Genomic DNA, 12999 nt, shown 5'->3' with positions numbered 1-12999 from the left:
ACAATCTCCTGGATTACACGCGGCGCTTCTTCGGCGGACGGCACCCGTTGTGCGGGATTGGCGTCACGTCGGTGATGCTGGCGATCTTATAGCCACAGCCGTTCAAAGCACGGACAGCAGACTCACGACCTGGACCTGGACCCTTGACGTTAACGTCGAGGTTTTTCAGGCCGTATTCCAGCGCAGCTTGACCAGCACGTTCAGCAGCTACTTGAGCAGCAAACGGGGTGGACTTGCGGGAACCGCGGAAACCCGAACCACCGGAGGTAGCCCAAGAAAGCGCGTTACCTTGACGGTCGGTGATGGTCACGATTGTGTTGTTAAAAGAAGCATGGATGTGGGCGATGCCATCAACCACTGTCTTTTTAACTTTTTTACGAGGACGAGCAGCAGGTTTTGCCATGATAATTTTCCTGTCGATTCGCTGGGGCGATTACTTGCGGATCGGCTTACGCGGACCTTTACGGGTACGCGCGTTAGTCTTGGTACGCTGACCGCGCACTGGAAGACCACGACGATGACGCAGACCGCGATAGCAACCGAGGTCCATCAAACGCTTGATTTTCATGTTGATTTCGCGACGCAGGTCACCTTCAGTGGTGAACTTCGCCACTTCGCCACGCAGCAATTCAATCTGCTCGTCGCTCAGATCCTTGATCTTAGCGGCTGGGTTTACCCCAGCAACCACGCAAATTTTCTGCGCAGTAGTGCGACCAACACCATAGATGTAGGTCAGCGAGATAACAGTATGCTTGTTATCTGGAATGTTAACGCCTGCAATACGGGCCATTCAGTGGGACTCCAATTGACAGCTACCTACGCCCCGGAAGCCAAGAAATAGGGCGCGAGATAATATCGCTGTAATAACAAATAATCAACCCGGTAGCGCACTAGCTACCGGGCTTGAAGCACAATCACACTCAGCCTTGGCGCTGTTTGTGACGCGGTTCCGCGCTGCAAATTACTCGAACAACACCTTCGCGGCGAATAATCTTGCAGTTACGGCACAGCTTTTTCACCGATGCACGAACTTTCATCACCAACTCCTCGAACCTTATGGGTACTCAGCGCAACATTCCGCTGCCGTAACCCTTCAGGTTGGCTTTCTTCATCAGGGATTCGTACTGGTGCGAAACGAGGTGCGATTGTACTTGGGACATGAAGTCCATCACAACCACGACGACGATCAGCAACGAGGTCCCGCCAAGGTAGAACGGAACGTTTGCCGCAACCACCAGGAACTGGGGCAGCAGGCACACGGCCGTCATATATAGAGCACCGAACAGGGTCAAACGCGTCAGAACGCCATCAATGTAGCGCGCCGACTGCTCGCCTGGACGGATGCCCGGAATAAAGGCACCGGACTTCTTCAGGTTTTCCGCTACGTCTTTCGGATTGAACATCAACGCCGTATAGAAGAAGCAGAAGAAAATAATCCCTGCACTAAACAGCAGAATATTCAACGGCTGACCAGGAGCGATCGACTGCGAGATGTCCTGCAACCAGCCCATACCTTCAGACTGACCGAACCAGGTACCCAACGAAGCCGGGAACAGCAAAATGCTGCTCGCGAAAATAGCCGGAATAACACCGGCCATGTTCACCTTCAGCGGCAAGTGGCTAGTCTGCGCAGCGAAGACCTTGCGGCCCTGCTGACGCTTGGCGTAGTGAACAGCAATACGACGCTGGCCACGCTCAATGAACACCACAAAACCGATAATCGCTACTGCCAGCAAACCGATCGCAACCAGGGCGAAAATGTTGATATCACCCTGACGCGCAGACTCGAAAGACTGCCCGATCGCTCTCGGAAGACCGGCGACGATACCTGCGAAAATCAACATCGAGATACCGTTGCCAACACCACGCTCAGTAATCTGCTCACCCAGCCACATCATGAACATCGCACCAGCCACAAAAGTGGATACCGCGACGAAATGGAAGCCAAAGTCACCAGTGAACGATACGCCCTGCCCCGCCAGACCAATGGACATGCCAATTGCCTGAACGAGAGCGAGGACGACAGTGCCGTAGCGGGTGTACTGGGCAATCTTGCGACGCCCAGCTTCACCTTCCTTCTTCAACTGCTCCAGCTGCGGGCTGACGGCTGTCATCAGTTGCATGATGATCGATGCCGAAATGTACGGCATGATCCCCAGTGCAAAGATGCTCATCCGCTCCAGCGCGCCGCCGGAAAACATGTTGAACAAGCTAAGAATGGTCCCCTCATTCTGTCGAAACAGGTCCGCGAGTCGGTCCGGGTTGATACCTGGAACCGGGATGTGTGCGCCTATTCGGTAGACGATAATCGCCAGGAACAGAAAACGCAGACGAGCCCAGAGTTCAGACATACCGCCTTTGCCGAGCGCAGAGAGAGCACCTTGCTTAGCCATTTATTCCTCGAACTTGCCGCCAGCTGCTTCGATAGCCGCACGCGCACCTTTGGTGGCGCCGATTCCCTTTCCGATGGTAACAGCGCGAGTAACTTCGCCGGACAGCATGATTTTCACACGCTGAACGTTGACGTTGATCACGTTGGCATCTTTCAGGGACTGCACGGTGACGATGTCGCCTTCCACTTTAGCCAGCTCGGACAGACGCACTTCTGCGCGGTCCATGGCTTTCAGGGAAACGAAACCGAACTTCGGCAGGCGACGATGCAGCGGCTGTTGACCGCCTTCAAAGCCTGGAGCAATGGTGCCACCGGAGCGGGAGGACTGACCTTTGTGGCCACGGCCACCGGTCTTGCCCAAACCACTACCGATACCACGGCCCGGACGATGCTTTTCGCGACGGGAACCCGGCGCTGGACTCAGATCATTGAGTTTCATCGATTAACCCTCGACACGCAGCATGTAGTAAGCCTTGTTGATCATCCCGCGATTCTCGGGAGTATCAAGTACTTCTACAGTGTGACCGATGCGACGCAGACCCAGACCCTTAACGCACAGTTTGTGGTTAGGGATGCGGCCGGTCATGCTTTTGATCAGCGTTACTTTAACGGTAGCCATGATCAGAAGATCTCCTTGACGCTTTTGCCACGCTTGGCGGCAATGGATTCAGGAGACTGCATAGCTTTCAAACCTTTGAAAGTGGCGTGAACCACGTTTACCGGGTTAGTCGAGCCATAGCACTTGGCCAGAACGTTCTGAACGCCAGCAACCTCGAGGACAGCACGCATAGCGCCGCCAGCGATGATACCGGTACCTTCAGAAGCAGGCTGCATGTACACCTTCGAAGCGCCGTGAGCGGACTTCATTGCGTACTGCAGAGTGGTGCCGTTCAGGTCAACTTGGATCATGTTGCGGCGAGCAGCTTCCATTGCCTTCTGGATCGCAGCAGGCACTTCACGCGACTTGCCACGGCCGAAGCCAACGCGCCCTTTACCATCACCAACCACGGTCAACGCGGTGAAAGTGAAGATACGGCCGCCTTTAACGGTTTTGGCTACGCGGTTAACTTGAACCAGCTTCTCGATGTAGCCTTCGTCGCGCTTTTGGTCGTTATTTGACATAACTTAGAACTCCAGCCCAGCTTCACGAGCAGCATCAGCCAGCGCTTTAACGCGGCCGTGGTACTTGAAGCCAGAGCGGTCGAAAGCCACTTGCGAGACGCCAGCGGCCTTAGCACGCGTAGCGACCAGCTGGCCAACCTTAGTGGCCGCGTCGATGTTGCCAGTGGCACCATCACGCAGTTCTTTATCCAAAGTCGAGGCGGATGCCAGAACTTTGGCGCCGTCGGCCGAAATGACCTGGGCGTAAATATGCTGCGACGAGCGGAACACGCAGAGACGCACGACTTCGAGTTCGTGCATTTTCAGGCGTGCTTTGCGAGCGCGACGCAGTCGAGTAACTTTTTTGTCGGTCATTTGCTATGCCCTACTTCTTCTTGGCTTCTTTACGACGGACGACTTCGTCCGCGTAGCGCACACCTTTGCCTTTGTACGGCTCTGGTGGACGGAAGTCGCGGATCTCGGCGGCCACTTGACCTACCAGCTGCTTGTCGATGCCCTTGATCAGGATATCGGTCTGGCTAGGAGTCTCAGCGGTGATGCCTTCCGGCAGTTCATAATCCACTGGGTGCGAGAAGCCAAGAGCCAGATTCAGCACTGTGCCTTTTGCTTGCGCTTTGTAACCAACACCGACCAGCTGGAGCTTGCGCTCGAAGCCTTGGCTTACGCCTTTGACCATGTTGTTTACCAACGCACGAGTGGTACCAGCCATTGCGCGAGTTTGTTGATCGCCATTGCGAGCAGCGAAACGCAGCTCACCAGCTTCTTCAACGATCTCAACGGACGAATGGATGTTCAGTTCGAGAGTGCCCTTGGCACCCTTCACCGAAAGCTGTTGGCCTGCGAATTTGACTTCGACACCGGCTGGCAGCTTAACGGGGTTCTTAGCGACGCGTGACATGCTTATCCCCCCTTAGAACACAGTGCAAAGAACTTCGCCGCCGACACCGGCAGCGCGCGCAGCACGATCCGTCATCACACCTTTGTTGGTGGAGACGATAGACACACCGAGACCGCCACGAACTTTTGGCAGATCATCGACGGACTTGTACTGACGCAGGCCTGGACGGCTAACGCGCTTCACTTCTTCGATGACCGGACGGCCTTCGAAATATTTCAGCTCGATAGACAGCAGTGGTTTTGTTTCGCTGCTGATCTGATAACCCGCGATGTAACCTTCGTCCTTCAGGACTTTAGCTACAGCCACCTTCAACGTGGAAGAAGGCATGCTTACGACGGACTTTTCAGCCATCTGGGCATTACGGATTCGAGTTAGCATGTCCGCTAACGGGTCCTGCATACTCATGGGCTAGACGCTCCTAATACAAAAAAATTAGCCTTGCGGCTACATATGTCGCCGAGAATCTCCGGGCCTAAAACACACGGGCTCAGGCGAGCCGCGTATTTTAGACATACTCCGGAAATGAAACAAGCCCCAAAAGGGGCTTGTTCCAGATTCTAGGTCACCGGCGGTCAGTCTCTTGCGATTCTGGCCACCTGGACTTCGAAAGTACTTACCAGCTGGCTTTAACCAGACCAGGTACGTCACCACGCATTGCAGCTTCACGCAGTTTGTTACGGCCGAGGCCGAACTTGCGGTAAACGCCGTGTGGACGACCGGTCAGGCGGCAGCGGTTACGCATGCGCGAGGCGCTTGCGTCACGTGGCTGCTTCTGCAGAGCTACTGTAGCTTCCCAACGCGCTTCTGGACTTGCGTTCAGATCAACGATGATAGCTTTCAGTGCTGCACGCTTTTTGGCGTACTTGGCAACCGTGAGCTGACGTTTCAGCTCGCGGTTTTTCATGCTCATCTTGGCCATTTTCCTACTCCAATCAGTTGCGGAACGGGAATTTGAAAGCACGCAACAGGGCGCGACCTTCATCATCGTTCTTGGCAGTGGTGGTCAGGGTAATGTCCAGACCGCGGAGAGCATCGATCTTGTCGTAGTCGATTTCCGGGAAGATGATCTGCTCTTTAACGCCCATGCTGTAGTTACCACGACCATCGAAGGACTTGGCATTCAGGCCGCGGAAGTCGCGGACCCGAGGCAGGGAGATCGACAGCAGACGATCCAGGAATTCGTACATACGCTCACGGCGCAGGGTCACTTTGACGCCGATCGGCCAACCTTCACGGACTTTAAAGCCAGCGATGGATTTCCGAGCGTAAGTCACAACGACTTTCTGACCGGTGATCTTTTCCAGGTCGGCAACAGCGTGCTCGATGACTTTTTTGTCACCGACCGCTTCGCCCAGACCCATGTTCAGGGTGATTTTTGTAACGCGTGGAACTTCCATCACGTTCGAAAGCTTAAGTTCTTCCTTAAGCTTCGGTGCGATTTCTTTCCAGTAAATCTGTTTTAGTCGTGCCATGGTCTCATCTACCTAGCAGTGTTCAAGCATCAACCGCTTTTTGGGTCGACTTGAAGACACGAATTTTCTTGCCGTCTTCTACTTTGAAACCAACGCGATCAGCCTTGTTGGTTTCGCCGTTGAAAATGGCGACGTTAGAAGCGTCCAGTGGAGCTTCTTTTTCGACGATACCGCCTTGCACGCCCGACATCGGGTTAGGCTTGGTATGACGCTTAACCAGGTTCAGACCACCAATAACCAGACGGTTGTTAGCGAGAACCTTAAGCACCTTACCGCGCTTACCTTTGTCTTTGCCGGCGATCACGATGATCTCGTCGTCACGACGAATCTTTTGCATGTCGGATCTCCTTACAGCACTTCTGGGGCGAGCGAGACGATCTTCATGAACTTCTCAGTACGAAGTTCACGGGTCACTGGCCCAAAGATACGGGTGCCGATCGGCTCTTGCTTGTTGTTCAGAAGAACAGCAGCGTTGCCATCAAAGCGGATAATGGAGCCATCAGCACGGCGTACGCCGTGACGAGTGCGGACTACAACAGCAGTCATCACTTGGCCTTTTTTCACTTTACCGCGAGGAATTGCTTCCTTCACGGTAACTTTGATGATGTCACCGATACCAGCGTAACGACGATGGGAGCCACCCAGCACCTTGATGCACATAACGCGGCGTGCGCCGCTGTTATCGGCCACATCGAGCATGGATTGAGTCTGAATCATATAATTTCTCCGACCCCTAGTCCTTAGACTTCCACAGCGCGTTCGAGAACATCAACCAGCGCCCAAGACTTGGTCTTGGCCAAAGGACGAGTTTCACGAATAGTGACTTTGTCGCCGATGTGGCACTGATTGGTTTCGTCGTGCGCGTGCAGCTTAGTCGAACGCTTAACGTATTTACCGTAGATCGGGTGCTTTACGCGACGCTCGATCAGAACGGTGATGGTCTTGTCCATTTTGTCGCTGACAACACGGCCAGTCAGCGTACGGACGGTTTTTTCGGCTTCAGCCATGATTACTTACCTGCCTGCTGTTTGAGCACAGTCTTCACGCGAGCGATGTCACGCTTAACTTGCCGGAGCAGGTGAGACTGCCCCAACTGGCCAGTTGCTTTCTGCATGCGCAGATTGAACTGGTCGCGCAGCAGGCCGAGCAGTTGCTCGTTAAGCTGCGGCGCGTCTTTTTCACGAAGTTCGTTCGCTTTCATCACATCACCGTCCGTTTAACGAAGGCGGTGGCGAGCGGCAGCTTTGCAGCAGCCAAGGCAAATGCCTCACGCGCCAGCTCTTCAGTAACACCCTCGATTTCATACAGGACTTTGCCTGGCTGAATCTGGGCAACCCAGTACTCCACAGAACCCTTACCTTTACCCATCCGAACTTCGAGGGGCTTTTTGGAGATCGGCTTGTCCGGGAATACACGGATCCAGATCTTGCCGCCACGTTTAACGTGACGGGTCAGTGCACGACGCGCTGACTCGATCTGACGAGCGGTGAGACGACCACGAGCTACAGACTTCAGCGCATATTCGCCGAAGCTGACTTTGCTACCGCGCTGAGCCAAGCCACGGTTGTGGCCAGTCATCTGCTTGCGGAACTTCGTACGCTTTGGTTGCAACATTTGGCGTACCCCTTACTTAGCAGCTTTTTTACGAGGCGCTGGTGCTTGTGGTTTCAGTTCTTCTTGGCGACCACCAATTACTTCGCCTTTGAAGATCCAAACCTTTACACCGATCACACCGTAAGTGGTGTGAGCTTCGTAGTTGGCATAGTCGATGTCGGCACGCAGGGTGTGCAGTGGCACACGACCTTCGCGATACCATTCAGTACGTGCGATTTCAGCACCGCCGAGACGACCGCTCACTTGGATTTTGATGCCTTTGGCACCAATGCGCATGGCGTTCTGTACAGCGCGCTTCATAGCGCGACGGAACATTACGCGACGCTCCAGCTGCTGAGCTACGCTCTGCGCAACCAACATACCGTCGAGCTCCGGCTTGCGGATTTCTTCGATATTGATGTGCACAGGCACACCCATTTGCTTGGTCAGGTCCTGACGCAGTTTCTCAACATCTTCACCTTTCTTCCCGATAACGATACCTGGACGAGCGGTGTGGATGGTGATACGTGCTGTTTGAGCCGGACGATGGATATCGATACGGCTTACGGACGCGCTTTTTAGTTTGTCTTGGAGATACTCACGCACCTTCAGATCAGCGAACAAATAGTCCGCATAAGTCCGACCGTCTGCGTACCAGACGGAGGTGTGCTCCTTGACGATTCCCAGGCGAATGCCAATGGGATGTACTTTCTGACCCATCTCTTCGACTCCGTTACTTGTCAGCAACCTTGACAGTGATATGGCAAGACCGCTTGACGATGCGATCAGCACGGCCTTTGGCACGTGGCATGATTCGCTTCAGCGAACGCCCTTCGTTGACGAAAACGGTGCTGACTTTAAGGTCATCAACGTCTGCGCCTTCGTTATGCTCGGCGTTGGCTACGGCCGACTCCAGCACTTTCTTCATGATCTCGGCGGCTTTCTTACTGCTGAAAGCCAACAGGTTGAGCGCTTCGCCCACCTTCTTCCCGCGGATCTGGTCGGCGACCAAGCGGGCTTTCTGGGCGGAGATTCGAGCGCCCGACAACTTAGCGGCTACTTCCATTTCCTAACCCCTTAACGCTTGGCTTTCTTGTCTGCCACGTGCCCACGGTAAGTGCGGGTACCGGCAAACTCGCCTAGTTTGTGGCCGACCATGTCTTCGTTAACGAGAACTGGGACGTGGAGACGACCGTTGTGTACAGCGATGGTCAGACCGACCATTTGTGGCAGGATCATCGAACGACGCGACCAGGTTTTAACTGGTTTGCGATCGTTCTTTTCCGCCGCCACTTCGATCTTCTTCAGTAGGTGAAGATCAATAAAAGGACCTTTTTTCAGAGAACGTGGCACTGTCGTATCCCTCTATTTACTTGCGACGACGGACGATCATTTTGTCGGTACGCTTATTACCACGAGTCTTCGCGCCCTTAGTCGGGAAGCCCCATGGCGATACCGGATGACGACCACCAGAGGTACGACCTTCACCACCACCATGTGGGTGGTCAACCGGGTTCATGGCAACACCACGAACGGTTGGGCGAACGCCACGCCAGCGTTTGGCACCAGCTTTACCCAGCGAACGCAGGCTGTGCTCGGAGTTCGAGACTTCACCCAGGGTCGCGCGGCATTCAGCCAGCACTTTACGCATCTCACCAGAACGCAGACGCAGGGTCACGTAGACACCTTCACGAGCGATCAGCTGAGCCGAAGCACCAGCGGAACGAGCGATTTGCGCGCCTTTACCTGGCTTCAATTCGATGCCGTGTACGGTACTACCAACTGGAATGCTGCGCAGTTGCAACTGGTTGCCCGGCTTGATCGGAGCCAAAGCACCCGAAATCAGCTGGTCGCCAGCGCTCACGCCTTTAGGGGCGATGATGTAACGGCGTTCGCCGTCTGCGTACAACATAAGAGCAATGTGAGCAGTACGGTTTGGATCGTATTCGATACGCTCGACAGTGGCTGGAATGCCATCTTTGTCGTTGCGACGGAAATCGACCAGACGATAATGCTGCTTATGGCCACCACCGATGTGACGAGTGGTAATACGACCATTGTTGTTACGACCACCAGTCTTCGATTTCTTCTCGAGCAGCGGTGCGTGAGGAGCGCCTTTATGCAGCTCCTGGTTGACCACCTTGACCACATGACGGCGGCCAGGGGAAGTCGGTTTGCATTTAACGATTGCCATGATGCACCCCTTCCTTACTCAGCACTGCTGCTGAAATCGAGATCTTGGCCTGGCTGAAGGGAGATAACTGCCTTCTTCCAGTCATTACGCTTGCCCAGACCGCGAGCAGTGCGCTTGCTCTTACCCAGAACATTCAGGGTAGTAACACGCTCTACTTTCACGCTGAACAGGCTTTCGACGGCCTTCTTGATTTCCAGCTTGGTTGCGTCAGTCGCAACCTTGAAAACGAACTGGCCTTTCTTGTCAGCCAGAACCGTAGCCTTCTCGGAAACGTGCGGGCCAAGCAGAACTTTAAATACGCGTTCCTGGTTCATCCCAGCAGCTCCTCGAATTTCTTCACGGCCGACACGGTGATCAACACCTTGTCGTATGCGATCAGACTAACTGGATCGGAACCTTGCACATCACGTACATCAACGTGTGGCAGGTTGCGAGCAGCCAGGTACAGGTTCTGATCAACCACTTCAGACACGATCAAGACGTCAGTCAGGCCCATGCCGGTCAGTTTGTTCAGCAGATCTTTGGTCTTCGGTGCATCAACAGCGAAGTCCTGAACCACAACCAGACGATCAGTACGCACCAGCTCAGCAAGGATGGAACGCATTGCTGCGCGATACATCTTCTTGTTCAGCTTCTGGGTGTGATCCTGAGGACGAGCTGCGAAAGTGGTACCGCCGCCACGCCAGATTGGGCTACGGATAGTACCGGCACGCGCGCGGCCAGTACCTTTCTGACGCCATGGGCGCTTACCGCCACCACGAACGTCGGAACGGGTCTTTTGCTGCTTGCTACCTTGACGGCCGCCGGCCATGTAGGCCACGACTGCTTGGTGAACCAGCGTCTCGTTGAATTCGCCGCCAAATGTCAGTTCGGAAACTTCGATCGCTTGAGCGTCATTTACATTTAATTGCATGTCAGCTTCCCCTTAACCGCGAGCCTTGGCTGCTGGACGTACAACCAAGTTGCCGCCAGTAGCGCCAGGAACAGCGCCCTTGACCAACAACAGATTGCGTTCAGCGTCCACGCGCACTACTTCGAGGGACTGCACGGTCACGCGCTCAGCGCCCATATGACCGGACATTTTTTTGCCCTTGAATACACGACCAGGAGTCTGGCACTGGCCGATAGAGCCTGGAACGCGGTGGGACACGGAGTTACCGTGGGTATTATCTTGCCCGCGGAAGTTCCAACGCTTGATCGTACCCTGGAAGCCTTTACCTTTGGACTGACCGGTTACATCAACCAGTTGACCAGCGGCGAAGATTTCAGCGTTGATCAGATCGCCGGCTTGGTATTCACCCTCTGCGAGAGGGAATTCCAGAACGGTACGACCAGCGGCAACGTTCGCCTTGGCGAAGTGGCCAGCCTGAGCAGCTGTAACACGCGATGCACGACGCTCGCCTACAGTGACTTGCACTGCACGATAGCCATCGGTTTCTTCAGTTTTGAACTGGGTGACGCGATTCGGTTCGATCTCAATGACCGTAACCGGAATGGAGACACCTTCTTCGGTGAAAATACGGGTCATACCGCATTTACGACCGACTACACCAATTTTCTTGGTAGCCATGTTGTAAACCTCATGAGTGTACGGGGCTTTCACCCGCTATGGCCGCCCATTTCAGAGCGTTACACGACTAAGACCGAGTCTTAGCCGAGGCTGATCTGCACTTCCACACCGGCCGCAAGATCAAGCTTCATAAGAGCATCAACGGTTTTATCCGTTGGCTGGACGATGTCCAGTACGCGCTTATGAGTACGGATCTCGTACTGGTCACGCGCGTCTTTGTTGACGTGCGGGGAGACCAGAACGGTGAACCGCTCTTTACGGGTAGGCAGTGGAATTGGACCACGCACTTGAGCACCAGTACGTTTCGCGGTTTCCACGATTTCCTGGGTGGATTGGTCGATCAGGCGATGGTCAAAAGCCTTCAACCTGATACGGATTTGCTGATTTTGCATTGGATTTCAGACTCCGGCTGCTATTCCCAGCGAGCGCAATACGCCCGTTAAAAGGAGGCGCAATTCTATAGACGGGCTACCACAGTGTCAACCCAATAAAAAAGCCCCCGCTAGGCGGGGGCTTTTTCAAGTCACCACTTATTAAGCGATGATTTTGGCTACGACGCCAGCGCCGACGGTACGACCGCCTTCACGAATGGCGAAACGCAGACCATCTTCCATTGCGATGGTTTTGATCAGGGTGACAACCATTTTGATGTTGTCGCCTGGCATTACCATTTCAACGCCTTCCGGCAGTTCGCAGTTACCGGTCACGTCAGTGGTCCGGAAGTAGAACTGTGGACGGTAGCCTTTGAAGAACGGAGTGTGACGACCGCCTTCTTCTTTGCTCAACACGTACACTTCAGCTTCGAAGGTAGTGTGCGGCTTTACCGAACCTGGCTTGACCAGAACCTGGCCACGCTCAACGTCGTCACGCTTGGTGCCGCGCAGCAGCACGCCGCAGTTCTCGCCAGCACGACCTTCGTCGAGCAGCTTACGGAACATTTCAACACCGGTGCAGGTGGTGACGGTAGTGTCACGCAGACCAACGATTTCCAGTGGATCCTGAACCTTGACGATACCACGCTCGATACGGCCAGTTACAACAGTACCGCGACCGGAGATCGAGAATACGTCTTCGATTGGCATCAGGAACGGCTTGTCGATAACACGGACTGGATCTGGGATGTAGCTGTCCAGAGTCTCAACCAGTTTACGAACGGCAGTGGTGCCCATTTCGTTGTCGTCTTGGCCGTTCAGAGCCATCAGAGCGGAACCGATGATGATCGGGGTGTCGTCGCCTGGGAAGTCGTAAGTGCTCAGCAGATCGCGCACTTCCATCTCAACCAGTTCCAGCAGCTCAGCGTCGTCTACCATGTCAGCCTTGTTCAGGAAGACAACGATGTACGGAACGCCAACCTGACGGGACAGCAGGATGTGCTCACGGGTTTGTGGCATCGGACCATCAGCGGCCGAGCAAACCAGGATAGCGCCGTCCATCTGCGCAGCACCGGTGATCATGTTCTTCACATAGTCAGCGTGACCTGGGCAGTCAACGTGAGCGTAGTGACGGATCAGCGAGTTGTATTCAACGTGCGCGGTGTTGATGGTGATACCACGAGCCTTTTCTTCCGGAGCGCTGTCGATCTTGTCGAAAGCAACAACGGCCGAACCGAAAACTTCGGAGCAGACGCGAGTCAGAGCAGCGGTCAGCGTGGTTTTACCGTGGTCGACGTGACCGATGGTGCCAACGTTGACGTGCGGGAGGGTACGGTCAAATTTTTCTTTAGCCACGACAATTAACTCCTAGCCTAAAGGGGCTGAA

The 12999-nt window shown here is 54.5% G+C and carries 26 protein-coding genes; all 26 read right to left on the bottom strand.

Annotation, left to right across the window (positions count from 1 at the left end; translation table 11 throughout):
• Window positions 1–13: 13 nt before the first annotated feature.
• Window positions 14–403: a 30S ribosomal protein S11 gene (gene rpsK / locus IMW75_RS12515; RefSeq protein WP_002555466.1), complete on the bottom strand. Its 390-nt coding sequence runs from the start codon at window positions 401–403 to the stop codon at window positions 14–16.
• A gap of 30 nt (window positions 404–433) precedes the next feature.
• A complete protein-coding gene (gene rpsM / locus IMW75_RS12510; protein ID WP_045057468.1) occupies window positions 434–790 on the bottom strand; it encodes a 30S ribosomal protein S13 in 357 nt (118 codons plus the stop codon).
• Window positions 791–920: 130 nt separating this feature from the next.
• A complete protein-coding gene (rpmJ, locus tag IMW75_RS12505) occupies window positions 921–1037 on the bottom strand; it encodes a 50S ribosomal protein L36 (RefSeq protein ID WP_002555468.1) in 117 nt (38 codons plus the stop codon).
• A gap of 27 nt (window positions 1038–1064) precedes the next feature.
• Window positions 1065–2393 carry a preprotein translocase subunit SecY gene (gene secY, locus IMW75_RS12500; protein WP_008073883.1) on the bottom strand — a complete coding sequence of 443 codons (1329 nt, stop codon included), beginning with the start codon at window positions 2391–2393 and terminating at the stop codon, window positions 1065–1067.
• Window positions 2394–2831 carry a 50S ribosomal protein L15 gene (gene rplO, locus IMW75_RS12495; protein WP_007896782.1) on the bottom strand — a complete coding sequence of 146 codons (438 nt, stop codon included), beginning with the start codon at window positions 2829–2831 and terminating at the stop codon, window positions 2394–2396. It lies immediately after the preceding gene.
• A gap of 3 nt (window positions 2832–2834) precedes the next feature.
• Window positions 2835–3011: a 50S ribosomal protein L30 gene (rpmD, locus tag IMW75_RS12490; protein ID WP_003186033.1), complete on the bottom strand. Its 177-nt coding sequence runs from the start codon at window positions 3009–3011 to the stop codon at window positions 2835–2837.
• 2 nt (window positions 3012–3013) lie between these two features.
• Window positions 3014–3514, bottom strand: coding sequence for a 30S ribosomal protein S5 (gene rpsE, locus IMW75_RS12485; protein ID WP_003186035.1), 501 nt, complete (start codon window positions 3512–3514; stop codon window positions 3014–3016).
• A gap of 3 nt (window positions 3515–3517) precedes the next feature.
• Entirely contained in the window at window positions 3518–3868 is a 351-nt protein-coding gene (rplR, locus tag IMW75_RS12480) for a 50S ribosomal protein L18 (protein WP_017341069.1), read from the bottom strand.
• Window positions 3869–3878: 10 nt separating this feature from the next.
• The gene (gene rplF, locus IMW75_RS12475; RefSeq protein ID WP_205892761.1) at window positions 3879–4412 is read right to left on the bottom strand and encodes a 50S ribosomal protein L6; all 534 of its coding nucleotides are present in this window, start codon (window positions 4410–4412) and stop codon (window positions 3879–3881) included.
• 12 nt (window positions 4413–4424) lie between these two features.
• Complete coding sequence (gene rpsH / locus IMW75_RS12470) at window positions 4425–4817, bottom strand: 30S ribosomal protein S8 (RefSeq protein ID WP_008065722.1); 393 nt, start codon at window positions 4815–4817, stop codon at window positions 4425–4427.
• Window positions 4818–5025: 208 nt separating this feature from the next.
• A complete protein-coding gene (rpsN, locus tag IMW75_RS12465) occupies window positions 5026–5331 on the bottom strand; it encodes a 30S ribosomal protein S14 (RefSeq protein ID WP_003176414.1) in 306 nt (101 codons plus the stop codon).
• Window positions 5332–5344: 13 nt separating this feature from the next.
• Window positions 5345–5884 (bottom strand): 50S ribosomal protein L5, encoded by a 540-nt coding sequence (rplE, locus tag IMW75_RS12460; RefSeq protein WP_205892760.1) that lies wholly within the window; start codon window positions 5882–5884, stop codon window positions 5345–5347.
• A 22-nt stretch (window positions 5885–5906) separates the two neighbouring features.
• Complete coding sequence (rplX, locus tag IMW75_RS12455) at window positions 5907–6221, bottom strand: 50S ribosomal protein L24 (protein ID WP_003176416.1); 315 nt, start codon at window positions 6219–6221, stop codon at window positions 5907–5909.
• Between the two features lie 11 nt (window positions 6222–6232).
• Window positions 6233–6601, bottom strand: a complete 369-nt coding sequence (gene rplN, locus IMW75_RS12450; protein ID WP_002555479.1) for a 50S ribosomal protein L14 — start codon at window positions 6599–6601, stop codon at window positions 6233–6235.
• Window positions 6602–6624: 23 nt separating this feature from the next.
• Complete coding sequence (gene rpsQ / locus IMW75_RS12445; RefSeq protein WP_003176419.1) at window positions 6625–6891, bottom strand: 30S ribosomal protein S17; 267 nt, start codon at window positions 6889–6891, stop codon at window positions 6625–6627.
• Between the two features lie 2 nt (window positions 6892–6893).
• On the bottom strand, window positions 6894–7085 hold the full coding sequence (rpmC, locus tag IMW75_RS12440) for a 50S ribosomal protein L29 (protein ID WP_008030901.1): 192 nt from the start codon (window positions 7083–7085) through the stop codon (window positions 6894–6896).
• Window positions 7085–7498, bottom strand: a complete 414-nt coding sequence (gene rplP, locus IMW75_RS12435) for a 50S ribosomal protein L16 (protein ID WP_045057467.1) — start codon at window positions 7496–7498, stop codon at window positions 7085–7087. The genes rpmC and rplP overlap by 1 nt, the downstream gene beginning before the upstream one ends.
• A 12-nt stretch (window positions 7499–7510) precedes the next feature.
• The gene (gene rpsC / locus IMW75_RS12430) at window positions 7511–8197 is read right to left on the bottom strand and encodes a 30S ribosomal protein S3 (protein ID WP_003176422.1); all 687 of its coding nucleotides are present in this window, start codon (window positions 8195–8197) and stop codon (window positions 7511–7513) included.
• Window positions 8198–8210: 13 nt separating this feature from the next.
• Window positions 8211–8543: a 50S ribosomal protein L22 gene (gene rplV, locus IMW75_RS12425; protein ID WP_003103908.1), complete on the bottom strand. Its 333-nt coding sequence runs from the start codon at window positions 8541–8543 to the stop codon at window positions 8211–8213.
• Window positions 8544–8554: 11 nt separating this feature from the next.
• Window positions 8555–8830, bottom strand: a complete 276-nt coding sequence (rpsS, locus tag IMW75_RS12420) for a 30S ribosomal protein S19 (RefSeq protein WP_003232420.1) — start codon at window positions 8828–8830, stop codon at window positions 8555–8557.
• 16 nt (window positions 8831–8846) lie between these two features.
• On the bottom strand, window positions 8847–9671 hold the full coding sequence (gene rplB / locus IMW75_RS12415; protein WP_045057466.1) for a 50S ribosomal protein L2: 825 nt from the start codon (window positions 9669–9671) through the stop codon (window positions 8847–8849).
• 14 nt (window positions 9672–9685) lie between these two features.
• A complete protein-coding gene (gene rplW, locus IMW75_RS12410; protein ID WP_002555488.1) occupies window positions 9686–9985 on the bottom strand; it encodes a 50S ribosomal protein L23 in 300 nt (99 codons plus the stop codon).
• Window positions 9982–10584, bottom strand: coding sequence for a 50S ribosomal protein L4 (gene rplD, locus IMW75_RS12405; protein WP_007896707.1), 603 nt, complete (start codon window positions 10582–10584; stop codon window positions 9982–9984). The genes rplW and rplD overlap by 4 nt, the downstream gene beginning before the upstream one ends.
• 12 nt (window positions 10585–10596) lie before the next feature.
• Window positions 10597–11241 carry a 50S ribosomal protein L3 gene (gene rplC, locus IMW75_RS12400; RefSeq protein ID WP_205892759.1) on the bottom strand — a complete coding sequence of 215 codons (645 nt, stop codon included), beginning with the start codon at window positions 11239–11241 and terminating at the stop codon, window positions 10597–10599.
• A gap of 80 nt (window positions 11242–11321) precedes the next feature.
• The gene (gene rpsJ / locus IMW75_RS12395) at window positions 11322–11633 is read right to left on the bottom strand and encodes a 30S ribosomal protein S10 (protein WP_003186070.1); all 312 of its coding nucleotides are present in this window, start codon (window positions 11631–11633) and stop codon (window positions 11322–11324) included.
• Window positions 11634–11774: 141 nt separating this feature from the next.
• The gene (gene tuf, locus IMW75_RS12390; RefSeq protein ID WP_008145495.1) at window positions 11775–12968 is read right to left on the bottom strand and encodes an elongation factor Tu; all 1194 of its coding nucleotides are present in this window, start codon (window positions 12966–12968) and stop codon (window positions 11775–11777) included.
• Between the last annotated feature and the right edge of the window lie 31 nt (window positions 12969–12999).

Source organism: Pseudomonas gregormendelii (assembly GCF_017114825.1).
In the GTDB taxonomy this organism is placed as follows: Bacteria; Pseudomonadota; Gammaproteobacteria; order Pseudomonadales; family Pseudomonadaceae; genus Aquipseudomonas; species Aquipseudomonas gregormendelii.
The sequence above is the reverse complement of the archived record's forward strand: the minus strand, read 5'-3'. Positions and strand labels throughout refer to the sequence as shown.